Genomic DNA, 23554 nt, shown 5'->3' with positions numbered 1-23554 from the left:
GCGTCGGCATCGAATCGGTCTACGCTCATGCCGTGAGTCTCGCGCGCGTCCCAGCGATCGTCGTGCTTCCGTGGCGTCCCGCGCCCTCGCGCATCCCCGCGTTCGAGCGGGTGCTCGCCTGGTACGCCGAGCAGCTTCCCGAGCTGCGCGTCACGACGGTCGACACCGACGACGAGCCGTTCGTGCTCGCGGCGTGCCGCAACAGGGCCATGCGCGACGTTCCCGAGGGAACGGTGGTGGTCGTGGGCGACGCGGACACCCTGCCCGAGCCGGAGCCGTTGCGCGCGGCGATCGCGGCGGCGGCCGGCAGCGCTCGCGTGCACCTGCCGTACGACCAGTACCGCTGGCTGGGGCATGCCGGCTCGGCGCAGCTCGACGCGGGGGTCCCGCCCCGGGACTGCTCCTTCGAGCTCGTGGTCGGCGCGTGCTCCGGCGTGTACGTCGCGACGCCGCGCACCTGGGCGGCCCACGGCGGGCAGGACGAGAACTTCCGGGGCTGGGGGTTCGAGGACGCCGCGTGGTTCCTCGCGCACCAGGCGCTGCTCGGCGCCGAGCCCGTGCGTCACCCGGGCCGGGTCTACGCGCTGCACCACGTCGGCGAGGTACGCGCGGGCACGCAGTACGAGGCCAACGCCGCGCGGATGGAGCGCTACCGCGCGGCGGCCGGGGACCCGGCGGCGATGGCTCAGCTGGTCGCCGAGGTGCCCGTCAGCACGTCGTAGGCGATGGCCGGGCCCGGACGCCGCTCCTGCTCGCGGGCGATGTCGTCGAGCAGGGCGCGCGGTCCGGCGTCGAGGGACGCCACCTCGCGCACCGCGTCGGCGAGGGCCGCGGCGTCGGCCCGGTTCGGGTCGAGGGCCCGGCCGATGCCACGGCGCTCGACGGCGGCCGCTCCCGCGAACTGGTCGGTCGAGAACGGGAGCACGAGAAGGGGCACCCCCTGTCCCACCGCCTCGGTGACGGAGTTGTTGCCGCCGTGCGTGACGGCGAGCGCCGCGCCGCCCAGCAGGCGCACCTGCGGCAGCACGTCGCGTACGAGCCAGGTCGCGGGTATCTCCCCGAGCGAGACGGGATCGCTCGCACCCGTCGCGACGGCGGCGCGGAGACCGACCCGACGGAGCGCCTCGGCCACCCGGGCGAGCACGTCGTCGCGCACCGACAGGAAGCTGCCGAAGCTCACGTAGACGTACGGCTCGCCCTCTGCCAGCCAGCGTTCGACGTCGTCGTCGACACGTTCCTCGCGGCGGGTCGAGCCCAGGAAGGCGTGCGGCGGCAGGACCCGCCCGTCGCCGGCGGCGAGGGCGGCGGGATAGTTGTACAGCACGGTGTCGCCGTGGGTGGCGAACGCGTCGGGCGTCTCGGCGGCGGCCGGGTCGAGCTCGCGCGCGGCGGCGTTCCACTGGGCGGTGAAGCGGCGCGAGACCTCGGCGCACAGCGTCCGCAGGCCGTGCAGCTCCTCGGGCGAGGGTGCGAAGGCGTGCGGCCAGGACGGTGGACAGCCGTAGAGCTCACCCGCGACGGGCAGCGCGCTCGGGTGGCCCAGCACGACGTCGCCGTAGGGCACGCCGGCGGTCTGCAGCGCCAGGCGGGCACTGAAGGCGAGGTGGTCGACGAGGATCGCGTCGGGCGCGACCTCCTCGACCACCTGGAGCGTACGTCGCGCACGTCCGACCGGATCCCACATGAGGTCGGTCAGCCGCTCACGGGCCTGGTAGCTCAGGGTGGGCACCATGCCCTGCCGGGTCGCGTCGAAGAACCCCTGCAGCGACGCCGCCTCGTCCTTCGGCTGTTCCCCTGCCCGCATGACCCCGGCGTTCGACCCCCGCCCCAGGGGCAGGTCGGTCCGGCCGAGTCCGAAGCCGGCCACGATGCTCGCCGTGGCGGGACCGGTGGCCACGACCACGTCCGAGCCGGCGTCGCGCCACGCGGTCGCGAGCGTCGCGAGCGGCAGCACGTGCGAGGCGTAGTCGGGGGTGATGACGAGCAGCGTCACGTGACGGGCCCCGCGGCACGCAGCAGCTCGGCCTCGTCGACCGTGACCTCCCGGTAGACGGGACCGAGGGCGGCGGCCATCCCCTGGATGGTGAAGCGCTCCGCCACCATGTCGTGCGCACGGCCGGCGACGACCTCGTCGCCGCGGGCGGCGAGGTCGAGGGCGGTGCCGACGGCGGTGGCGAGCGCCGCCGGGTCCCACGTCGCGGCGAGCACGCCGGTGACGCCGTCCTCGACGTACGTCGCCGGGCCGCCCGCGTCGGGAGCGACGACCATGAGCCCGGTCGCCATCGCTTCCAGGAGCGCGATGCCGAACTCCTCCTTGAGGCTCGCGCAGGCGTACACCCCGTGCGGGGCCGCCCGGCCCGGCACACCGAAGCGCGCGGCGGCGAGCCAGCGGGCGGCGACGCCGTTCGGCTGGTGCCCCGGCAGGAGCAGGCCCGCCCGCGCCCGCGACGCGGCGGGCACCACGGCGTCGATGCGGTCGAGCTGTTCCCGCTCGTCGAGGGAGGGGTGCTCCAGGTCGCCGCCGATGACGAGCAGGTTGGCGCGGTCGGACAGCTCGCTCGTCGCCCACGCCTCGACGAGGGTCGCCATGCCCTTCACCCGGTGCAGGCGGCCCACGGTCGCGATCAGCGGGAGCCCGCGGCGGTCCGCGGGGAGGTCGTCGAGCAGGGCCGCCAGGTCGGCGAAGCACCCGGGGGCGGCCGGGTCGGCGGACCGGGCGTCGGGCCTGGCGTCGGGCCCGGCCGTGGCGGCGAAGGCGGAGGCGTCGGCGACGGCGCGGTCGACGACCTCGAGGTCGACGCCCTCGGCCACGATGGTGTGCCGTTCGGGGTACGAGGCGACGTCGATGCCGACGAGCTCCCGCATGTCGCGGGCGAGCTCGGGCCGGGGGAACAGGACCGTGTGCGCGGCGTTGGCCGCCAGGGTCTGGACCATGCGGGCACGGAACCAGAAGTGCTCGCCCAGGTCGATCTCGCCGAAGGTGGACCTGGTCAGCGCGCCGGAGCGATCGAGCGACTGGATGATCGAGTGCGGGTCGGGCGCGACGGTGAACACGACCGGGATCCCGCGCTCCCGCGCGACGTCGCGTGCGGCGAGGCTGCCGACGTCGGCCATGCGCAGGTGGAGCACGTCGACCTGCCCGGCAGCGCGCAGCAGCCGGCGGATGCCGCGCCGGGCGGTGACCCGCAGTGGCCACGCGGAGGCGGAGGGCACCGGTACCGGCGAGAGGGGGACGTGTCCGTAGACGTGGCCGGTCGCGGTCCCGACCGAGAGCAGGTCGGCGGCGGCGCGGGTCGCGTCCCCGCGGGAGAGGGTGAGCACCCGGTCCACGTGGGCGGCCGGGTCGGCGACGAGGGCGTCGCCGAGGCGCACGAGGAGCGTGGCGATGCCGCCGTTGTCACCGGAGCCCGCGGCCGACAACGACGGGTCGATGTCGGCGTGCAGGAAGAGCTGGGCGACGGTCAGGCCGCCGTCCGCCGTGCCCTCGGTGCGGGACTCCACGACCTGGAGGTCGACGAGGGCGAGGCGGGCGACCTCGGACAGCCGCCCGGAACCGCCGACGAGGCTCTCCAGGCTCTCGGCGACCGGTGTGGAGTTCGCACGCTGGCCGAGCGCGGCGATGGCCGCGACACGGACGTCTTCGTGCTCCCGCTCGTCGAGGGCGACCTCGACGAGAACACGGTCGGCGATGGGCTGCCGCACGAGCCCCAGGGTCTCGACGAGGCGGGTGCGCGGGTCCGGCTCGACGACACCCAGGAGAGCGGCTTCGATCGCGACGGCGAGCGAGTCGCCCACCGTGCCCGACCACTTCTCGAGCGTGTCCTGGGCGAGCATGCCGGTGAAGCCTCCGCCCGCGGTGAGCGTGAGCAGCCGGGCGACGGCGTCGAACCGGGGAAGGGTCTCGCTCAGCGCCCATGCGGCGTGCTCCCGGATGAACGGGCGGTCGTCGGACAGCAGCGCGCTGAGCCGTCGCGACGCCTGTTGGTCGACGACACCGGCCAGCGCGTGCACGGCGGCGATCGCGACGACCTGGTCGTCCCGGTCGATCGCGGCGGAGAGCACCCGGAGGGTGCGCAGACCGGGATCGCGGCGGGCTTCGAGAGCGAGGTCGTCGGCGAGCCGCATCGCATCGATGATGCGTGGTGCGCCGGCGAGTGCGTCCAAGGTGGTCTGGATCCCCATGTGCCCAGCTTCCTGTGAGGAACGGCCGCAGGAAGCCGTCGCTCGAATGGTAACGGGCACGACGAGCGCGCAGTAGCGTGAGCCCTGCCACTACCGGCGGAGGTGTCACAGCATGTCCGTGCTCGTCATCGGGGACATCGGCGTCGTGGACAAGATGATGCACATCGGCGACGAGGCGATGTTCGAAGCGGCGGTCGACGAGCTCCGCACCCGAGGGGTCAGCGCGGTCGGCGTCTCCTCCGCGCCCGCGGAGTCCGCCGCCCGGTACGGCATCGGTGCGGTGCCGCGGCTCGGCTTCGCCGGGCTCAGCCGCGGCGACGCCGCCACCCGTTCCGCACTGCTCGTCGCCGCCGCATCCGGTGCCGCGACGCTGGCGGCCGACGATCCCGCGGTGTCCGCTCTCGCGGCCCTCCAGGAGTCCGACGGCGTGCTGGTGGCCGGCGGCGGCAACCTCGCCTCGCGCTGGCGCGTGCACGTCCACGAACGCTCCACGCTGGCCGCGATGGCGCGCGCGCTCGGGCTGCCCGTCGTCGTCAGCGGCCAGACGCTCGGGCCGGACCTCGTGGCGGCGGATGCCAAGGCAGTGGCGGGGATGCTGCGCGGTGCCGTGCTGGCCGCGGTGCGGGAACCTGCCTCGGCGGAGCTCGCCGCCTCGTGGGGACTCGACGTGCGCTGCGGGGTCGACGACGCCACGTTCCTCGGCGGCGGTGTCGAGCCGCCGACCGATCCCTCGGGGATCGTCGTCAGCCTCTCGGGCTGGTTCGGCAGCTGCCCGCCGGCGCTGGCCGAGGCATCACTCGCGCGCCTCATCAGCAGCGCGGCGGACGTCACCGGCGGTCCGCTCCGCTTCCACGCCCACTACGGTCCCCTCGATCCCGCCGCCGAGCCGCGCGGTGACGCGGCGCTGCACGAGCGCCTCCGCGGGCTTCTCCCTGTGCCGAGCGAGGTCGTGCCCACGGACGACTCGCGGCACGCGGCGGCGCTGGCAAGGGGCGCCGCGCTGGTGCTCACGAGCCGCTACCACCCCGCCGTCTTCGCCGCCCCAGCCGGGGTTCCCACCCTGGGTCTGGTCGCCGACGCCTACACGGGCATCAAGCTCGGCGGCGCGCTCGGGCACTGGGGCGACCCGACCACCGCCGCTCTCGACGAGCTGGACGAGCGAGCCCCGGCCCTGATCGAGCGCCTGCACAGCGCGCGCTCGCGCATCGCCGAGGAGGCGGCCGCACGTCTGGCTCGTCACGGAGCCGACTTCTCGGCGTGGTGGGACGAGGTCGCGGCGGTGTTCCGCCGATCCTGACGCGGCTCGGCCAGGTGCGGGTCAGGTGGCCAGCTCGCCCCGGACGACGGAGTCGCCCGAGTGGGCGGGGTCCCCGTCGAAGTGCTCCTCGGAGACGTCGACCACGGGGTAGTCGGCCAGGTCGAGGCCGTCGGGCAGGTCGAACCGCCCCTGGTCCCCCTCCAGCATGCCCAGGCTGACCAGTCCGCTGACGTCGGGGCGCAGCAGCCACACCTCGCGGTAGGTGCCGTCGGGCGCGGGCGCGTCCACGCTGACGACGATCTGGCGGCGGCCGTCGGACGACTCCTGGACGACCGCCTCGCCCGAGGCCCCCTGCCACCCGGGCAGCGGCTCCAGCGCCACGCTGGCCACGGTGGTCCCGGCGCCGTCGGCGTCCCGCCGCTCCCAGAGCACGCCGCCCGCGAGCCCCAGGACGAGCGCGGTGGCGGCGGCGACCAGGGCAGGCAGCCACCTGCGGCGCGCCCGGGACTCGGGCCGGACGACGACGGCGTCCGGCCCGTCCGCGGCGTCCGGCACGTCCGCGGTGTCCGGCAGGTCGGTGGCGCTCCCGCCGAGGTCGAGCTCGTCCCGGACTCCCGCCCACACGCTCGGCGACGGGGCGACCAGGTCCGCGTGGACCGCGCCGACCGGGGTGCGCGCGGCGTCGACCACGCGCGCGAGGCCGGTCACCGTCGCGGCGCACGTGGCGCAGGTGCGGAGGTGGTCGCGCTGCTCGGCGTCGAGCACGGGCTCGCCGAGCGCGTGCAGCGCGAGGGTCTCGTCATCGATGTGCGGCATCGTCCACCTCCAATCGGTCGCGGAGCCGGGTCAGGCTCCGGCGGATGTGGCTCTTGACCGTACCCAGCGGCAGGTCGAGCCGGTCGGCGATCTGCGCGTGCGAGAGCTCCTCGTAGAAGGCTAGGCGCAGGATCGTGCGCGCGGGATCGGTGATCCGGAGCAGCTCGTCCTCGACCACTATGCGGTCGGCGACCCGTTCGGCGACCGGCCGGGCCTCGGAACCGCTCGGCTGGTCGACGGCGGCCTGGCTGGTCACCGCCTCCTCCGAGCGCCGCACCCTGGTGCGGACCTGGTGCGCGTCGGCGATCGTGTGCCGGGTGATGCCGACCAGCCAGGCGGGCAGGCGCGCCTTGTCCGGGTCGTAGCGGTGCCTGCCGCGCCACGCCGCGACGAAGACCTGCTGCGTCACGTCCTCGGCGTCGGCGCGCGATCCCAGCGACCGCAGCGCCAGCGTGTGCACCAGCGCGGACCAGCGCTCGTACGCCTCGCCGAGCGCCGCCTCCTCGCCGACGGCGAAGCGCTTGCCGAGGCGCACCACGTCCAGCTCGGTGTCGTCGAGCGCGGCGTCGTCGGCGTTCAGAGCTCGTCCTCGGGCTGAGGCGGTGACCCTGGCGCGGCACCGCACTGATATGGCAGATGGTAGGGCCGCGCGCGGCCGCAGACCATGCCGCAGACCATGGAGACCACGGATCAAGTACCCCCTGCGGGCCGGCTCACGGAGCCGGACGGGGCGTCGCGGTCACCACGACGTTGTCCGTGTAGGAGTCCGCGGCGGCGTCCCAGGCCCCGCCACAGCTCACCAGCACCAGCCGCGGCGACCCCGACCGGTCGAACACGGCGTCGAACGCGACCTCCGCCTTGGGCTGTTCCCGAACACTCGTCACTGTGTAGTTGTGGTCGGACCCGTCCGCCGTCCGCACCCTGATCTCCGTCCCCTCCGCGATACCGGGCAGGCGCGCGAACGGGCCCACCTTGTCCTCGTCGTCGACGTGCGCCGCGACGACCGTCGCCCCTGCGTCGCTCCCGGGAGCCGGCCCGTACCGGTACCAGCCCGCGACGTCCGACGACTCCGGCAGCTCCATCTGGTCCGAGCCGTCCACCCCGGTCGGCACGACGCGGACGTCGATCCCGAGCGCCGGGACCTGCAGCCGGGTGGCCGCGGGGCCCACCGGATCGGGCACGTCCCGTGCGGGACGCACGGGCACCGTCGTCACCGCACCGTCCGCCGGTGCCGCCGACCGCGATGCGGATGCCGATGCGGATGCCGACGCCGACGGCCCGGCCGACGTCGGACCCGTAGCGGCCCGTTCCGCGGGAACGGGCCCGGCGCACGCGGCGAGAGCGAGCACGAGGGCCGGCACGAGAGCCGGCACCGCCGCGCGGGCCGCCCGGTGGGTGGCTCGCGCGGCAGTGCTCCATGGGATCGCCGAGGTCATCGACGCGTGCGGCCGGATCGCTCGTCGTCCGCGGTCGCCCGCTGCGTGCGGTACTGCCGCCCGGCGACGAGCGCGAGCGCCGCCAGCAGGAGGAGCAGCGCGGCGGCCGAGACCACCACGACCGGGCCGGACATCGCCCCGCCCACCTCGTCGGCGGCCAGGCCCGAGACACCGGCGGGCACGCCGCCGGGTGCCGAGTGCAGGCCCTCGATCGTCTGCGTGGCGAGGGCGAGGTTCTCGTCCTCCAGGCTGCCCCAGGCGTACACGATCGTGTTCACGCCGTCGGCCACCTCGACGTCGGCGGGCCCGACGACGGGGTCGGTCGTCCCCGCGGCCGCGACCGCGGCCGAGACGGTGCCCGCGGGCAGGTCGAGCGCCTGCTCGTCCGGGTTCTCCAGCCCGGAGACGACGGCCTCGCCGCCGGCCAGGACGTCGACGGCGGGCGCGGCGGCCGTGTGCCGCACCGTCAGCCGGCCCTCCCCGGCCGCGGTGGCCGAGAGGTCGTTGGTGAACAGGGTCGCCGTCGGCGCGCCCTCCGCGTCGAGGTGTGCCACCGCGGTGTAGTTGCCGCCGGCCTCCAGGTCGAGGTCGACCGGCCCGATCACCGGCTCGCTCGTGTCCTCGGCGTCGGGCGCGGTGACGGCCACGGTGTACGTCCCGGCGGCCAGGTCCAGCGGTCCGGCCATGTCGCCGGGCTGGAAGTCGTCCACGGTGAGCTCGTCGTTCACCCACACGTCCACGGGGGTGTCCGGCACACCGTGCATGACCGACAGGACTGCGTCCTGTCCGGCGTCGGCGGCGGCGGGCGCCGCCAGGCCGACCGCGCTCAGGACCAGGACGGAGAAGGATGATGCGGCAGCGAGCACTGCGCTGCGGCGTGCTGTTCGGTGCATGGTGCCCTCCAGATCGCGACGCCTCGGGAGGCGTCTTGGGTGCTGACACCCCTACTTCCGCCCCGAGGTACCGATCGGATGCACCTGATGCCGTACTTCTTGTCCTGCGGTGAATCGTTTAGGTCGTTGACGGCGAAATCCGCCCCTCGCGACGATGTCCAGGCGCGTCGCACCGGGGCGACGGCGTGCCACGGCCCGACGTCGTCTCCCCGACCGTCTCCAGCGCTGAAGAGGTCCTCATGGCACACCCGTCCGGCACACCCGACGCGCCGGCCCGCCGCAGGCGGGCCGCCGCCCTCGCCTCGGGCACGGCTCTCTCGCTCGCCGCCGCCCTGCTCGTCGCGTCGCCCGCCACGGGCGCGCCGGCCGCCGACCCGGCCTTCAACGCCGACCCTGCCTTCAACTACGCCGAGGCGCTGCAGAAGTCGATGTTCTTCTACCAGGCACAGCAGTCCGGTGACCTGCCGGACGACTACCCGGTGAGCTGGCGCGGCGACTCCGGCCTGCAGGACGGGGCCGACGTCGGCAAGGACCTCACCGGCGGCTGGTACGACGCCGGCGACCACGTGAAGTTCGGTTTCCCGATGGCGTTCAGCACGACGATGCTCGCGTGGGGCGCGATCGAGTCGCCCGAGGGATACACGAGGGCCGGCCAGCTCGACGAGCTCAAGGACAACCTGCGCTCGGTCAACGACTACCTCGTCAAGGCCCACACCGCGCCGAACGAGCTGTACGTGCAGGTGGGCGACGGCGAGGACGACCACAAGTGGTGGGGCCCGGCCGAGGTCATGACCATGGACCGCCCGTCGCACAAGATCACCGCGTCCTGCCCCGGCTCCGACGTCGCCGCCGAGACGGCCGCGGCGATGGCGTCCTCGGCGATCGTCCTCCAGGACGATCCCGGGTACGCGAGCGAGCTCATCACGCACGCCAAGCAGCTCTACTCGTTCGCGGACACCTACCGCGGCAGCTACTCGGACTGCGTCACCGAGGTCGCCCCCTACTACAGGTCGTGGTCCGGCTACCAGGACGAGCTCGTCTGGGGCGCCTACTGGCTCTACAAGGCCACCGGGGACGCGACGTACCTGGCCAAGGCCGAGAGCGAGTACGACAAGCTGGGCACCGAGAACCAGTCCAGCACCCGCAAGTACAAGTGGACGATCGCCTGGGACGACAAGTCGTTCGGTGCGTACGCGCTGCTGGCGATGGAGACCGGCAAGCAGAAGTACGTCGACGACACCAACCGCTGGCTCGACTACTGGACGGTCGGCGTGAACGGGCAGAAGGTGCCCTACTCCCCCGGCGGTCAGGCGGTGCTCGACTCGTGGGGCTCGCTGCGGTACGCGGCCAACACGTCGTTCGTCGCGCTGGTCTACTCGGACTGGCTCACCGACGCGACGCTCAAGGCGCGCTATCACGACTTCGGCGTCCGCCAGATCGACTACGCGCTCGGCGACAACCCGCGCGACTCGTCGTACGTGGTGGGCTTCGGCACCAACCCGCCGACCAAGCCGCACCACCGCACCGCGCACGGGTCCTGGCTGGACAGCATCACCGACCCGGTCGAGACCCGGCACGTCCTCTACGGGGCGCTCGTGGGCGGACCGCCGTCGGCCAACGACGCCTACACCGACTCACGCCAGGACTACACGGCCAACGAGGTCGCGACCGACTACAACGCGGGCTTCTCCAGCGCTCTCGCGCGGCTGGCCGAGGAGTACGGCGGCACGCCCCTGGCGAGCTTCCCGCAGGCGGAGACCCCCGACCAGGACGAGGTCTTCGTCGAGGCGCAGCTCAACCAGCCGCCGAGCGGTACGTTCGTCGAGATCAAGGCCCTGATCCGCAACCGGTCGGCCTTCCCGGCCCGCTCGCTCGAGAACGCGCGCCTGCGGTACTGGTTCAACCTCGACGCGGGCGACTCCGCGGCCGACCTCACCCTGTCGGCGAACTACAGCGAGTGCGGCCCGCAGACCGCCAGGCCCGTGCAGGCGTCCGGCAGCCTCTACTACGCCGAGCTCAGCTGCGCGGGACAGAACATCCACCCCGGCGGGCAGTCGCAGCACCGCCGCGAGCTCCAGTTCCGGGTCAGCGGCGGCACCGGCTGGAACAACGCGAACGACCCGTCGTTCGCCGGCCTCACCTCCACCGCGCTGGTCAAGACGAAGGCGATCACGCTGTACGACGGCGGCAGGCTGATCTGGGGCACCGAGCCCACCGGTACACCCACCGACGACACCACCGCGCCCGGCACCCCGGCCCGGCCGACGGCGACCGACGTCACCTCCTCCGGCGCCCGGCTCACCTGGCCGGCGGTGACGGACGACGGCGACCCGCCCAGCGGCGTCGCCGGCTACGACGTCTACCGGCTGCAGGGCAGCACCGAGGTTCTCGTCGGCTCGTCCACCACGACCACCTACACGGTGACCGGCCTGACCGCCGGCACGTCGTACTCGTTCGTGGTGCGCGCCCGGGACAGCGCGGGCAACCAGTCCGGCGCGAGCCCGGCCGCGACCTTCGAGACGACGGCCGGCCCGGTCGGTGGGTGCCGGGTCAGCTACTCGGCGAGCACCTGGAGCAACGGCTTCACCGGCTCGGTACGGATCACGAACGACACCACGGCGCCGCTCACCTGGACGCTCGGGTTCACCTTCCCGTCCGGCCAGCGGGTGACCCAGGGGTGGGGGGCCACCTGGACGCAGTCCGGCACGGCCGTCACCGCGACGGGGTCGCCATGGAACGCCACGCTCGCGCCGGGGGCCAGCACCGACCTGGGGTTCAACGGTTCGCACACCGGCGTCAACACCAACCCGACCGAGTTCACGGTGAACGGCGTGGCCTGCGATCAAGCGGCTCCGTAGGCGAGCTGATTCACCACCGGTTGGATGTCGGGGCGGCCGACGCCAGAGGGCTGATCCACGAGCCCTCGGCGTCGGCCGCGGCGATCAGCCGGGAGGCGGAGTCACGAGCAAGGCTGCATCAGTCGCGTGCGGCGACCATCGTCTCGATCTCGGCGAGCACGATGTCGGGTCGGTCGATCGGAACGTCGTGCGAGCTGCCCTCGGCGGTGACGAGCGTGCGATCCGGGCCGGCCGCCACGAACGCGGCTGCCGCGTCCCGCCAGCGCTGCGCGTCCTTCGGCAGACCGTCGAACGGCGTCTTCTCCGCCACGATGACGGTGACAGGGACGTCGTCCGGCCAGGTCACCTGGTGGTAGGCCTGGTGCATCGGCGCGTAGTTCTCGGCGGTCGCGATCAGCTGGCGGTTCTGCTTGGTGGACGGGTCCGCCTTCGCGGCCTCGACCTGTGGTGTGCCCAGGGCGATGAGACGCGCGATCGTCTCGTCGGTGTAGAGCTGAGGCAGGTTCGCGTCGACGAGCACCGCGCCGGAGACCAGCTGCGGGTTGGCGCGGGTGAAGTAGGTGGCGACCTCACCCGCCTGGGAATGTGCCACCAGGACCACGTCCTGCGTGACGTCGAGTGCGCGCAGACCGGTCTCCAGGTCGTCGGCGGCGCTCTGCGGGTCCCATGCGCCCGGCACCTCGTCGCTGTCGCCGAGCCCTGCGCGGTCGTACGTGATGATCGTGGACCCGGTGGCTGCCGCCAGCTGGGGAACCAGGTCGTCCCAGTACGAGGAGTCCATGCCTCCGCCCGAGTCCAGGACGATGGCGGGAGGACCACCGGGGGTGACGTGGAACGCCAGGCTGCGGCCGGCTCCGGCGTCGACCATGTGCGTCGCGGCGTCGGCGGGTGAGTCCGAGGCGGGTGCATCTGCGGCGGGTGCGGGCGGCGTCGGCGACGACGACGAGGTAGAGCTCGCCGGGGTGGACGCGTCGCCGCACGCGGCGAGAGCTCCGGCGGTCACGGCGAGCAGGAGCATCGTCGGCAGTACGCGCCGCGCGCGTCGACGGTGCAGGTCATTTCTCATCAGAGCGATCTCCTGGAGCAGTGGTTGCATGAACCGAACGGGCTCAATCCTCGGCGCATCCAGGCTGTCGAACGATCCTGCAGCCTTGAGCATTCTCAGGAGGTTTTTCGGCACCGCACTCGGGGGTCTCCCCCCTTCACATCCAGGCATTCGGGGGCGCGACGTCGCACGTGGGCCGGGCGCGCGGGGTCTCCCCCCGCACGCCCGGCGCCCGGGCGACAGATCAGCCGATGCGCTTCCAGATGCAGCCATCCGTCTCGAAACCGGTAGCGGAGTCCGGCATCGTGATGGTCGCGACCTCCGTCACGTAGCCCCAACCGATCTCCGCTTTGTGACCGTAGAAGCCCTTGTAGAAGGTGTACTCGCACCCCCCCGCGCCGGCAGCCGGACCGGAGGTGGAGTAGACACCGCGCTCGAGGTGATCGCCAAGGACATAGACACCGTGCGCGGCAGTCGCGTCGCTGGTCCTGACCATCCCGGGGTAGTACTTGATAAAGACGCCGCAGTCCTTGCTGGCCCCGACTCTGACATCGGTGTCGAGCACCTCGAACACACACTGGCCATAGCCTTCGCTGGTGCCGTCCGGGTCGGCGCTCGGGCGTGCGGGAGCGGAGCGCTCCCAGTAGCAGCTGGTGGTTGGGCCAGGCTGCGCGATGTAGGTCGTCGGAGCTACACCGCCCGGCCCCACCGGGAAGGAGGACCAGCCGCCTATCTCCCCGCGGGCGGCCCACCGCACGGCTGACGCCAGCACCTCGCCGGTCGCCGCACTACGCCGCAGCACCGTGCCGTAACCAGCCCGGTAGGAGCGCGCGGACACCGTGATCTCCTTCTTGTAGTCGCTGCCCTTCAGCGTGTACTTCGACGTGGTGGCCCCGGAGATCGGCCGTCTGTCCGCGTACCACTGGAAGGAGAACGACGACGGCGTGGGCGACCAGGTACCGCGGATCGCCGTGAGCGTGGAACCGACGCGCACGGTCCCGGAGATCACCGGCCTCGGGGACCTCGTGTACGCGCCCCCGACCCGCGCACCCGCCGACGTGACGCTCTTGACGACGTACCCGGCCTTGCTCACGGTCACGCTGACCGTGATGACGTGCCCCCTCCAGTCGGACCTCACGGTCAGCTCGCTGCGGTTCGCACCCCGGATGGACACCCCATCGAGCCGCCACCGGTAGGACACGGAATCGGGCGCGGGCACGGCCGGCGGCCGGGCGACGGTCAGCGTGGCACCAGGCGCCGCGTTGCCGACGATCACCGGCCGCTCCTGGGAGAAGAACCCCACGTTCACGTGGGACGTGGCCGCACTGGTCCGGCTCGCCGGAACGAAGCCCTCCCGGGAACCATCGAGCCGGACAGAGATCCCCGTACCGAGTTGCGCCGCGGTCGGCGTGAAGGCGAACCCCGTCGCGCCACTGATCGCCACCCCGTCCGCGAACCACTGATAGGTGAACTGGGTACCCGACGTCCACTCGCCCGCGAGCGCCCGCAGGGTCGAACCCACCCGGAGGGTGCCGTCGATCGTCGGCTCCGATGTCTCCAGGGGAACGTCGGCGCTCTCGCGCGTCTCCGGGCTGCTCACCGTGGTAGCGATGCCGCCGTTGGCATTCCCGTCAGGCGCGGCGACCGCGACCGCCGGTGTCACGAGGAGGGTCAGAGCGGCGGCTGTGGCCAGGGCTCTGGAGAGACGTCGTACGGGTGGGTGCATGACTACTCCCGGGGCTGGGGCGCCCAGGATGCCCAGACGCGCTGGGCCTGCGTTCGGCAGACTCTTGCCAAGGTAGCTCTCCCGGCCGGTCAAAGCGCCGAAAGTCACGGGAGATAACCCGGGGTCCGCTCTTGCGCGGCGGGCGGCAGCTCCCCAGCTCAGGGAACTACCGCCCGACGTCATCGATCCTCAGGCGTTGGATCAGACGTTGAAGCCCAGCATCCGCAGCTGCTCCTTGCCGTCGTCCGTGATCTTCTCCGGACCCCACGGCGGCATCCAGACCCAGTTCACGCGGAACCCGTCCACGATGCCCTCGAGCGCCTGTGCGGTCTGGTCCTCGATCACGTCCGTCAGGGGGCAGGCCGCCGACGTGAGCGTCATGTCGATGGTCGTGTGGTTGTTCTGGTCCACCTGGATGCCGTACACCAGGCCCAGGTCGACGACGTTGATCCCCAGCTCGGGGTCGATCACGTCGCGCATCGCTTCCTCGACGTCCACCGCAGTGGTGGGCGACGGGCCCACTCCCTCAGCGGGAGCGGCCGGGGCTTCCTGCCCGACCTCGGTACTCGCCTCAGTCATCGGTCTCTCCTCAGCTCGTTGCGAGCGCGCCGCTGCGCGCCAGCGAGTCCTTGAGCGCTGCCCAGCCGAGCAGCGCGCACTTGATTCGCGCGGGGTACTGCGACACACCGGTGAACGCTGTCGCGTCCCCGAGGGCGTCCTCCGCGGCGTCGTCGTCCAGGCCCTTGCCGCGGGACGACATCAGATCGTGGAACAGGCCGTCGAGCCGTGCCACCTCGGCCAGGGGCGCACCCTCGACCAGCGACGTCATCACCGACACCGACGCCTGGGAGATGGAGCATCCCTGCCCCTCCCACGAGACGCCCGCCACCGTGCCCTCGGGCGTGACGTCGACCCGGAGGGTCACCTCGTCGCCGCAGGTCGGGTTCACCTGGTGCGACTCCCCCGCGAGGTGTCCCTCCACCACCGATGCGAGGTCGACGAGGCCGTGCCCCACCGGACGCTTCGCGTGGTCCAGGATCACCTGCTGGTACATCTGCTCGAGCGTGCTCACGACGCTGCCTCTCTCGATCGCCCGGACACCCGTCCGGACGGTGGTGCCGAAGTTCTCACTCTGCTCCGAAGAACGCGCGGACCCCCGCCAACGCTTCCCGGAACGCCACTACCTCTTCAACGGTCGTGTAGACCGACGCCGACGCACGGGCCGTCGCCGCGACCCCGAACCGGCGGTGCAGCGGCTGCGCGCAGTGATGTCCGACGCGGACGGCGATGCCCTTGTCGTCCAGCACCTGTCCGACGTCGTGCGCGTGCACGCCGTCGACCACGAACGAGACGACCGCCAACCTGCTGATCTCTTCACCCACCCCGTCCGCCCTCAGCGGTCCGATCACCCGCACGCCCGGGATGTCGGCGATCTTGAGCATCTCGGCGGCCAGCTCGGTCTCGTGCCGGGCGACGCCGGCCATGCCGAGCTCGTCGAGGTACTGGGCCGCGCACCCCATGCCGACCGCCTGGGCGACCATCTGGGTGCCCGCCTCGAAGCGCTGCGGGGGCGGCGCGTACGTGGTGCTCTCCATGGTCACGACCTCGACCATGGACCCGCCGGTGACGGTGGGCGGCATGGCCTCGAGCAGCTCGCGCCGCCCGTACAGCGCGCCGACGCCGGTCGGGCCGAGCATCTTGTGCCCGCTGAACGCGGCGAAGTCGACGCCGAGCTCGTGGAAGTCCACCGGCATGTTCGGCACGGACTGGCACGCGTCGAGCACCGTGAGGGCGCCGACCCGCCGAGCCGCCGCGACGAGCGTGGCGACGGGCGCGACCGCCCCGGTCACGTTCGACACGTGCCCGAAGGCCAGCACCTTGGTGCGCTCGGTGACGAGCACGTCGAGGTTCGACAGGTCGAGCCGGCCGTCGTCCGCCACCGGGATCCAGCGCAGGACGGCGCCCGTGCGGGCGCACAGCTCCTGCCACGGCACGAGGTTCGCGTGGTGCTCCGCCTCGGTGACGACGATCTCGTCGCCCGGCGCGAGCCGGAACCGCGCGGCGGCCTCTCCCCCGCGTCCCAGGGACGCGTTGGAGAAGGCGTAGGCCACCACGTTGATCGCTGCGGTCGCGCCCGGCTGCCAGACGATCTCTCCCTCGTCGGCCCCGACGAACGCCGCGACGGCCGCGCGGGCCTGCTCGAACGCCTCGGTGGCCTCCTCGGCGAGCTGGTGCGCACCGCGGTGGACCGCGGCGTTGCGCTGCTCGTAGAAGTCCACCTCGGTGTCGAGCACCACCTGCGGCTTCTGGGAGGTCGCGGCGGAGTCCAGGTACACGAGGGTCTGACCGCCCCGCACCGTGCGCTCGAGCAGCGGGAAGTCCGCGCGGACGGCGGCGAGCTCGGTCGTCGAGAGCTGCGTCTCGACGGGCGCGGCTCCCGCGCCGGCAGCCAGCGGTTCCTGGTTGCCCGGTCGCACGGTGGCGGTGGTGGTCATGGTGTCCCCTTGCAGAAAATCAGCAGAGCATCAGCAGAGCATCGGCAGAGCGTCAGCGGTGGATCAGGCCGAGACCGTCTTGTTGACGAGGTACTTGTCGTAGCCCTCTTCCTCGAGGCGGTCGGCGAGCTCGGAGCCACCCTCCTCGGCGATCTTGCCGTCGACGAAGACGTGCACGAAGTCGGGCTTGATGTAGCGCAGGATCCGCGTGTAGTGCGTGATGAGCAGGATGCCGATGTCGGTCTGCTCCTTGGCCCGGTTCACGCCCTCGGACACGATGCGCAGCGCGTCGACGTCGAGGCCGGAGTCGGTCTCGTCGAGGATCGCGAAGCGGGGCTTGAAGAGCTCCATCTGCAGGATCTCGTGGCGCTTCTTCTCGCCACCGGAGAAGCCCTCGTTCACGGAGCGCTCGGCGAAGGCCGGGTCCATGCGCAGGTTCTCCATCGCGCCCTTGACCTCCTTGCCCCACGTACGCAGGGCGGGGGCCTCGCCGGAGATGGCGGTCTTGGCGGTGCGCAGGAAGTTCGCGACGGAGACGCCGGTGACCTCGACCGGGTACTGCATGGCGAGGAACAGGCCGGCGCGGGCGCGCTCGTCGACGGACATCGCCAGCAGGTCCTCGCCGTCGAGCGTGGCGGTACCCGAGGTGACCGTGTACTTGGGGTGGCCGGCGAGCGCCGAGGCGAGGGTGGACTTGCCCGAGCCGTTGGGGCCCATGATGGCGTGGGTCTCACCGCTGGCGATGGTCAGGTCGACACCGCGCAGGATCGGCTTGGGGCCTTCCTTGGTCTCGACGCTGACGTGCAGGTCGCGGATCTCGAGGGTGGGCATATCGATTACTCCAGGGTTGCTTGCGAAGTCAGAGGATTCAGGAAACAGGCACGGTGACGTCGATGTCGACGAGCACCTTGTCGCCGTCGACGGTCACCGGGTAGACGGGCACGGGGCGCACAGCCGGGAGCTGGATCGGCTGACCGGTCCGCAGGTCGAACTGGGAGCCGTGCAGCCAGCACTCGACCAGGCAGCCCTCCACCTCGCCGTCGGACAGCGAGACCGCGCCGTGGGAGCAGATGTCGGAGATGGCATGGAAGTTGCCGTCCGCGTCCCGGGCGACGGCCACGGGAACCGGGGCGCCGTCGGCGCCGTCGAGCTCCACGAGCATCGCCTCCTCCGGTCCCAGGTCGTCGGTCATGCAGGCCAGCTGCGCGGTCATGCGGTCGGTGCTCCGGTGATCACGCTCATCGACTTCTCCAGCTCGGCCTCGATGGAGGCGAGCAGGCGCTCCTCGACCGACGGGACGCCGATCTCGTGGATGAGCTCGGCGAAGAAGCCGCGCACGACGAGCTTGCGCGCCTCGGTCTCGGGGATGCCGCGGGCCTGGAGGTAGAAGAGCTGCTCGTCGTCGAACCGGCCGGTGGCGCTGGCGTGGCCGGCGCCGGCGATCTCGCCGGTCTCGATCTCGAGGTTCGGCACCGAGTCCGCGCGTGCACCGTCCGACAGGACGAGGTTGCGGTTGAGCTCGTAGGTGTCGGTGTTCTCGGCGGCGGCCCGGATCAGGACGTCGCCCACCCAGACGGTGTGCGCGCCGGCACCCTGCAGGGCGCCCTTGTAGGTCACGCGAGACTTGCAGTCCGGTACCGCGTGGTCCACGAAGAGGCGGTGCTCCTGGTGCTGGTTCGTGTCCGCGAAGTAGAGGCCCACCATCTCGACCTCACCGCCGGGGGCGGTGAACTCGGCGTCCGGCGTGACGCGCACGACGTCGCCGCCGAACGTCACGACGACGTGCTTGAGCTTCGCGTCGCGACCGATGCGGGCACGGTGCGAGGAGGCGTGCACGGCGCCCTCGGCCCAGTCCTGGACGCTGACGACGGTGAGCTGCGCGCCGTCCTCGACGACGATCTCGACCGTCTCGGCGAGCGTTCCGGCGCCGTCGTGGTCCAGGACCACCACTGCCTCGGAGTGCCGCTCGGCGCGGACCAGCACGTGGGCCGCCGTCGCGTCCTTCGACACACCCGTCAGGCGCACGGAGGTGACGTCGGAGGCCACCGCCTCCTTCGGGATGGTCACGATCGTGGCCTGCTCGAAGGCGTTCCACGCGGTGACCGCCGTGCGGTCGCCGGGCTTGCCTGCGGTGCCGAGACGGGCGTCGTCACGGCCGACGGTCTCCACGGTGACCTCGGGGGCCGCAGCGACCTGGACCGTGACGCCCGAGGCGCCGAGCTCGGCCTGGAACAGCGGCTGGAGGCGGTCCGCCGGGGAGAAGCGCCACTCCTCCTCGCGGCCGTTGGGGACGGGGATGTCCGCCAGGTCGAAGGACGTGCGGCGCTCGGCCCGTGAGCCCTGGGGCTTGACGGCGCCGTGCGTGTGGGCGCCGTCGGCAACAGCGCGTGTGTGATCTGTCGTCAGATCGGTGGTAGCAGTCGTCATCTCAGCCGACGGACCCTTCCATCTGCAGCTCGATGAGGCGGTTGAGCTCGAGTGCGTACTCCATGGGCAGCTCGCGCGCGATGGGCTCGACGAACCCGCGCACGATCATGGCCATGGCCTCGGTCTCTTCCATACCCCGGGACATGAGGTAGAACAGCTGGTCCTCGCTCACCCGCGAGACCGTGGCCTCGTGCCCCATGGAGACGTCGTCCTCGCGGACGTCGACGTAGGGGTAGGTGTCGCTGCGGGAGATCTGGTCGACCAGCAGCGCGTCGCAGAGGACGTTGGACGCGGAGTGCTTGGCGCCCTCGAGCACCTGCACCAGACCGCGGTAGGACGTGCGGCCGCCGCCGCGCGCCACGGACTTGCTGACGATCGACGACACCGTGTTCGGCGCCGCGTGGACCATCTTGGCGCCGGCGTCCTGGTGCTGGCCCTCGCCGGCGAAGGCGATGGACAGCGTCTCGCCGCGGGCGTGCTCGCCCAGCAGGTAGATCGCCGGGTACTTCATGGTGACCTTCGAGCCGATGTTGCCGTCGACCCACTCCATCTGGGCACCCTCTGCGGCCGTGGCGCGCTTGGTGACCAGGTTGTACACGTTGTTCGACCAGTTCTGGATCGTCGTGTAGCGAACGCGGGCGTTCTTCTTCACGATGATCTCGACGACCGCCGAGTGCAGGGAGTCCGACGTGTAGATCGGCGCCGTGCAGCCCTCGACGTAGTGCACGTAGCTGCCCTCGTCGGCGATGATCAGCGTGCGCTCGAACTGGCCCATGTTCTCGGTGTTGATCCGGAAGTAGGCCTGGAGCGGGATCTCCACGTGCACGCCCGGCGGCACGTAGACGAACGAGCCGCCCGACCACACGGCGGAGTTCAGCGCGGAGAACTTGTTGTCGCCGGCGGGGATGACCGTGCCGAAGTACTCCTGGAAGAGCTCCGGGTAGTCGCGCAGGCCCGTGTCGGTGTCGACGAAGATGACGCCCTGCTCCTCCAGGTCCTCACGGATCTGGTGGTAGACGACCTCGGACTCGTACTGGGCGGCGACGCCCGCGACGAGGCGCTGCTTCTCCGCCTCGGGGATGCCGAGCTTGTCGTACGTGTTCTTGATGTCGTCGGGCAGGTCCTCCCAGGAGGTGGCCTGCTTCTCCGTGGAGCGCACGAAGTACTTGATCTTGTCGAAGTGGATGCCCGACAGGTCGGAGCCCCAGCTCGGCATGGGCTTCTTGCCGAAGAGGCGCAGGGCCTTGAGCCGCTGGTTCAGCATCCACTCGGGCTCGTCCTTCAGAGCCGAGATGTTGCGAACCACCTCTTCGCTCAGGCCTCGCTGCGCGGACATACCCGCGGCATCGCTGTCGTGCCAGCCGTACTCGTAAGAGCCGATGCTGGCGATGATCTCATCGTCGGAGCGCTGCTCTGGCGCTTGCGTTTCTGCGCTCATCACTTTCCTTCGGTGGGGGTCTTCGCGGGGTGGTTCAGGGGGATGTTCACAGGCAGGTTCACGGGGATGTTCGTCGTGCACGCGTGCGCACCGCCCGCGATGGTCGCGAGGCGTTGGACGTGCGAGCCCAGCAGCTCGCTGAACGCGCGGGCCTCCTGCTCGCACAGCTCGGGGAACTCCTCGGCCACGTGCTGGACCGGGCAGTGCCCCTGGCAGAGCTGCACCGCACGGGCGACCGTGCCGGCGGTGGGGCCGCTCAGCGGTGCGGGGACGGGCCGCACGGAGGCGGCGTAACCGTCGGCCGACAGCAGCTGGACGAGCTGGGCGGCGCGGCCCTCGGCGGTCTCCGCGGTGAGGTGCGGCGCATAGCTGCGGGCGACGGCGTCGAACCGCTCCTTGGCGAAGCCCGCCACCGCGTCACTGCCGCCCGTCTCGCGCAGGAACCGCAGGACCTGCCGCGCGATCTCCTGGTAGCCGCCGGCGAGCTCGGACTGGCCGCCGCCCGTGACGACGTACCGCCGGGCGGGGCGCCCGCGGCGGGGCGCGCCCGACCGCGAGGCCTCGTGGACGGCGATCTTGCCGTCCTCCTCCAGGAGGGTCAGGTGCCTGCGCACGGCGGGCGCCGTCAGCTCCAGGACGGCGGCGAGGGCGCCGGCGGTGACCGGGCCCCGGGAGGCGACGAGCTCGAGCACTCGACGACGCGTGGTGCCGTCGGTCTCGTGGCTGGCCACGTGGCCCACCGCCACCTGTGTCGCTGCGCTCATGCTGGTCACCTCCCTCACGTCGGTCCTGCGTCGGTCCACATCGATCTCACGTCGGCCCGGAGGCAAACTTCACCCTCGGTGTGCACGCCTCGTAGACGCCAATGCTTTTGAGAACATCCTTGTTCCCTAATTCGAGATGCGCAAGGAAGGCGAACCTCAGTTGGGGCAGTTCGCGACACATCTCACACGTGTGATCCACACCCAGGTCACGTCGCACGACGACGGTCCGCGCGCCGCCACCTACCATTGTCCGGTGTCCTTGTCCGACGCGCCCGCGATCGACTCCGCCCAGGCGGCCACCGCGGGCGCCACCACAGTCAGCGCCGCCGGTGCGGCCGCCAGCCCCGACCACGCGGTTGCCGTGGAGGTGCGCGGCCTCGTCAAACGCTACGACGGTCGCGCGGTGGTGGACGGTCTCGACCTGATCGCCCGCCAGGGCGCCGTCACCGCCGTCCTGGGCCCCAACGGTGCGGGCAAGACGACCACCATCGAGTGCTGCGAGGGCCTGCGCTCCCCCGACGGCGGCACGGTCCGCGTGCTCGGCCTCGACCCCGTCGCCGACGCCCGCGCCCTGCGCCCCCGCGTTGGCGTCATGCTGCAGGACGGCGGCCTCCCCACCGGGGTGCGCGCGCTGGAGCTGCTGCGGCACGTCGCCGCGATGTACGCCAACCCGCGGCCCGTGGACGAGCTCGCCGAACGCCTGGGTCTGCACGGTTTCGCCCGCACCACGGTGCGCCGTCTGTCGGGCGGGCAGCGCCAGCGTGTCGCCCTCGCCGCAGCGGTCGTCGGGCGGCCCGACGTCGTCTTCCTCGACGAGCCCAGCGCCGGCATGGACCCCCAGAGCCGGCGCGCCGTCTGGGACCTCGTGCGCGAGCTGCGCGCCGACGGCGTCGCCATCGTCCTGACGACCCACCTCATGGACGAGGCCGCCGACCTGGCCGACCACGTGCACGTCGTCGACCACGGCAAGGTGATCGCGTCCGGCACGGTTCGCGACCTGACGGACGGGGCCACGGGCCCGAGCACGATCCGCATAGAGGCCACCCCGGGCCTGGCCCTGACAGACCTGCTCACTTCGTTGAGTGCTGGATTTTCGCCCGGTCAAGAGGCATCGAACGGGCGAAAATCCAGCACTCAACGAAGCGGGGAGGGTGGTTGGGCGGCCAGCGAGGGTGAGGCCGGGGTGTACACCCTGACCGGGGCGGTGGATCCCGCCGCGCTGGCGGTCGTGACCGCCTGGCTCGCCGAGCGCGGCGTCCTGGCCCGGTCGGTCAGCACCGGCCGGCGCACGCTCGAGGACGTCTTCCTCGACCTCACCGGAAGGAACCTGCGATGAGCGCCGTCCGACAGGCTCGGACACCTGTCGAGACCCCTGCCGCCGCGCCCGTGGTCCGCCGGATCGCCGCGCAGGCCTCCTTCGAGACGCGCGCGATCCTGCGCAACGGCGAGCAGCTGCTCGTGACGATCGTGCTGCCCGTGCTGGTGCTGGTGGGGCTCGTGCGCACCTCGTTCCTCGACCTCGACACGCAGGGGTACACCCGCATCGACTTCGTGACGCCGGGCGTGCTCGCGCTCGCCGTGATGTCGACGGCGTTCACGTCCCAGGCCATCGCCACCGCGTTCGACAGGCGCAACGGCGTGCTGCGCCTCATGGCCACCACCCCGCTGGGCCGCGGCGGGCTGCTGGCCGGCAAGGTGCTCGGTGTGCTCGCCGTCGAGGTGGTGCAGGTCCTCGTCATCGCGGGCGTCGCGGTCGCCCTCGGCTGGCGTCCGGAGCTCGGCGCGCTGCCCGCCGTCGTCGGCGCGGGGCTGCTCGGGACCGCCGCGTTCACCGCCCTCGCGCTGCTGCTGGCCGGGACCCTGCGCGCCGAGGGCGTGCTCGCCGTGGCCAACCTCGTGCTCGTGCTGCTCACGGTGGGCGGCGGCGTGCTCCTGCCCGCCGGACAGCTCGCCGGCCCGCTGGCGCACGTCGCGGTGCTCCTCCCCTCCGGAGCGCTGGGCGAGGCGATGCGCGGCGCGCTGCTGCACGGATCCGTGCCGCCGTTCTCGGTCGTGATCCTGCTGGGCTGGACCGCAGCGCTCGGCGCCGGCGCCGCGCGCCTCTTCCGCTGGCACTGACCGGCCTGCCCGTATCCGGGTAAGCACCTACCGAGGGGCCATACGCCAGAGGTATGACCAATTCGTGGGGTTGGCGGGTGAAATCTGCACCTTTAGGG

21 protein-coding genes are annotated in these 23554 nt (G+C 72.2%); 5 read left to right on the top strand and 16 right to left on the bottom strand.

The features are described from left to right. The first annotated feature begins 32 nt into the window (after positions 1-32). Positions 33-722, top strand: coding sequence for a hypothetical protein (locus ACQEVI_RS22250; protein WP_432902936.1), 690 nt, complete (start codon positions 33-35; stop codon positions 720-722). Here the strand turns inward: ACQEVI_RS22250 and ACQEVI_RS22245 are convergent. Both ACQEVI_RS22245 and ACQEVI_RS22240 read right to left on the bottom strand, forming a co-directional pair. Then, a complete protein-coding gene (locus ACQEVI_RS22245; RefSeq protein ID WP_432902933.1) occupies positions 686-1993 on the bottom strand; it encodes a nucleotide disphospho-sugar-binding domain-containing protein in 1308 nt (435 codons plus the stop codon). The two genes, ACQEVI_RS22250 and ACQEVI_RS22245, sit on opposite strands and share 37 nt — an antisense overlap. After that, a complete protein-coding gene (locus ACQEVI_RS22240) occupies positions 1990-4182 on the bottom strand; it encodes a glycosyltransferase (protein WP_432902930.1) in 2193 nt (730 codons plus the stop codon). Before ACQEVI_RS22240 ends, ACQEVI_RS22245 begins: the two co-directional genes overlap by 4 nt. Positions 4183-4294: 112 nt before the next feature. Here ACQEVI_RS22240 and ACQEVI_RS22235 point away from each other — a divergent pair, with 112 nt between their 5' ends. After that, entirely contained in the window at positions 4295-5479 is a 1185-nt protein-coding gene (locus ACQEVI_RS22235; protein WP_432902927.1) for a polysaccharide pyruvyl transferase family protein, read from the top strand. A 21-nt stretch (positions 5480-5500) separates the two neighbouring features. Here the strand turns inward: ACQEVI_RS22235 and ACQEVI_RS22230 are convergent, their stop codons facing one another. The 4 genes from ACQEVI_RS22230 to ACQEVI_RS22215 all read right to left on the bottom strand — a co-directional run bounded on the left by ACQEVI_RS22230 (position 5501) and on the right by ACQEVI_RS22215 (position 8585). Continuing rightward, on the bottom strand, positions 5501-6256 hold the full coding sequence (locus tag ACQEVI_RS22230) for an anti-sigma factor (protein ID WP_432902924.1): 756 nt from the start codon (positions 6254-6256) through the stop codon (positions 5501-5503). Then, entirely contained in the window at positions 6240-6800 is a 561-nt protein-coding gene (locus tag ACQEVI_RS22225) for an RNA polymerase sigma factor (RefSeq protein WP_432906058.1), read from the bottom strand. Before ACQEVI_RS22225 ends, ACQEVI_RS22230 begins: the two co-directional genes overlap by 17 nt. Positions 6801-6969: 169 nt before the next feature. Then, on the bottom strand, positions 6970-7692 hold the full coding sequence (locus ACQEVI_RS22220; RefSeq protein ID WP_432902921.1) for a class F sortase: 723 nt from the start codon (positions 7690-7692) through the stop codon (positions 6970-6972). Further along, positions 7689-8585, bottom strand: coding sequence for a DUF4397 domain-containing protein (locus ACQEVI_RS22215; protein ID WP_432902919.1), 897 nt, complete (start codon positions 8583-8585; stop codon positions 7689-7691). The genes ACQEVI_RS22220 and ACQEVI_RS22215 overlap by 4 nt, the downstream gene beginning before the upstream one ends. Before the next feature lie 239 nt (positions 8586-8824). On the opposite strand from ACQEVI_RS22215, the gene ACQEVI_RS22210 reads away from it, so the two are divergent. After that, complete coding sequence (locus ACQEVI_RS22210; protein WP_432902916.1) at positions 8825-11443, top strand: glycoside hydrolase family 9 protein; 2619 nt, start codon at positions 8825-8827, stop codon at positions 11441-11443. A gap of 118 nt (positions 11444-11561) precedes the next feature. Here the strand turns inward: ACQEVI_RS22210 and ACQEVI_RS22205 are convergent, their stop codons facing one another. The 10 genes from ACQEVI_RS22205 to ACQEVI_RS22160 form a co-directional block, all read right to left on the bottom strand. Continuing rightward, on the bottom strand, positions 11562-12509 hold the full coding sequence (locus ACQEVI_RS22205; protein WP_432902913.1) for an alpha/beta fold hydrolase: 948 nt from the start codon (positions 12507-12509) through the stop codon (positions 11562-11564). Positions 12510-12732: 223 nt separating this feature from the next. Further along, a complete protein-coding gene (locus ACQEVI_RS22200; RefSeq protein WP_432902910.1) occupies positions 12733-14214 on the bottom strand; it encodes a hypothetical protein in 1482 nt (493 codons plus the stop codon). 201 nt (positions 14215-14415) lie between these two features. Next, positions 14416-14793: a metal-sulfur cluster assembly factor gene (locus tag ACQEVI_RS22195; protein ID WP_275007227.1), complete on the bottom strand. Its 378-nt coding sequence runs from the start codon at positions 14791-14793 to the stop codon at positions 14416-14418. Between the two features lie 10 nt (positions 14794-14803). Continuing rightward, positions 14804-15286 (bottom strand): Fe-S cluster assembly sulfur transfer protein SufU, encoded by a 483-nt coding sequence (gene sufU, locus ACQEVI_RS22190; RefSeq protein WP_432902906.1) that lies wholly within the window; start codon positions 15284-15286, stop codon positions 14804-14806. A 55-nt stretch (positions 15287-15341) separates the two neighbouring features. Beyond that, positions 15342-16709: a SufS family cysteine desulfurase gene (locus ACQEVI_RS22185; protein WP_432902903.1), complete on the bottom strand. Its 1368-nt coding sequence runs from the start codon at positions 16707-16709 to the stop codon at positions 15342-15344. A gap of 63 nt (positions 16710-16772) precedes the next feature. Continuing rightward, positions 16773-17540 (bottom strand): Fe-S cluster assembly ATPase SufC, encoded by a 768-nt coding sequence (gene sufC / locus ACQEVI_RS22180; protein WP_432902900.1) that lies wholly within the window; start codon positions 17538-17540, stop codon positions 16773-16775. Positions 17541-17577: 37 nt separating this feature from the next. Continuing rightward, positions 17578-17922 carry a non-heme iron oxygenase ferredoxin subunit gene (locus ACQEVI_RS22175; RefSeq protein WP_432902898.1) on the bottom strand — a complete coding sequence of 115 codons (345 nt, stop codon included), beginning with the start codon at positions 17920-17922 and terminating at the stop codon, positions 17578-17580. Further along, on the bottom strand, positions 17919-19136 hold the full coding sequence (gene sufD / locus ACQEVI_RS22170; protein WP_432902895.1) for a Fe-S cluster assembly protein SufD: 1218 nt from the start codon (positions 19134-19136) through the stop codon (positions 17919-17921). The genes ACQEVI_RS22175 and sufD overlap by 4 nt, the downstream gene beginning before the upstream one ends. A gap of 1 nt (position 19137) precedes the next feature. Then, complete coding sequence (gene sufB, locus ACQEVI_RS22165; protein WP_432902892.1) at positions 19138-20574, bottom strand: Fe-S cluster assembly protein SufB; 1437 nt, start codon at positions 20572-20574, stop codon at positions 19138-19140. Next, positions 20574-21338, bottom strand: coding sequence for a helix-turn-helix transcriptional regulator (locus ACQEVI_RS22160; protein WP_432902889.1), 765 nt, complete (start codon positions 21336-21338; stop codon positions 20574-20576). The genes sufB and ACQEVI_RS22160 overlap by 1 nt, the downstream gene beginning before the upstream one ends. Before the next feature lie 361 nt (positions 21339-21699). Here ACQEVI_RS22160 and ACQEVI_RS22155 point away from each other — a divergent pair, with 361 nt between their 5' ends. Both ACQEVI_RS22155 and ACQEVI_RS22150 read left to right on the top strand, forming a co-directional pair. Next, a complete protein-coding gene (locus ACQEVI_RS22155) occupies positions 21700-22674 on the top strand; it encodes an ABC transporter ATP-binding protein (protein ID WP_432906056.1) in 975 nt (324 codons plus the stop codon). Then, entirely contained in the window at positions 22671-23456 is a 786-nt protein-coding gene (locus ACQEVI_RS22150) for an ABC transporter permease (RefSeq protein WP_432902886.1), read from the top strand. The genes ACQEVI_RS22155 and ACQEVI_RS22150 overlap by 4 nt, the downstream gene beginning before the upstream one ends. Positions 23457-23554: the final 98 nt, after the last annotated feature.

Source organism: Promicromonospora sp. CA-289599 (genome assembly GCF_050936155.1).
In the GTDB taxonomy this organism is placed as follows: Bacteria; Actinomycetota; Actinomycetes; order Actinomycetales; family Cellulomonadaceae; genus Promicromonospora.
The sequence above is the reverse complement of the archived record's forward strand: the minus strand, read 5'-3'. Positions and strand labels throughout refer to the sequence as shown.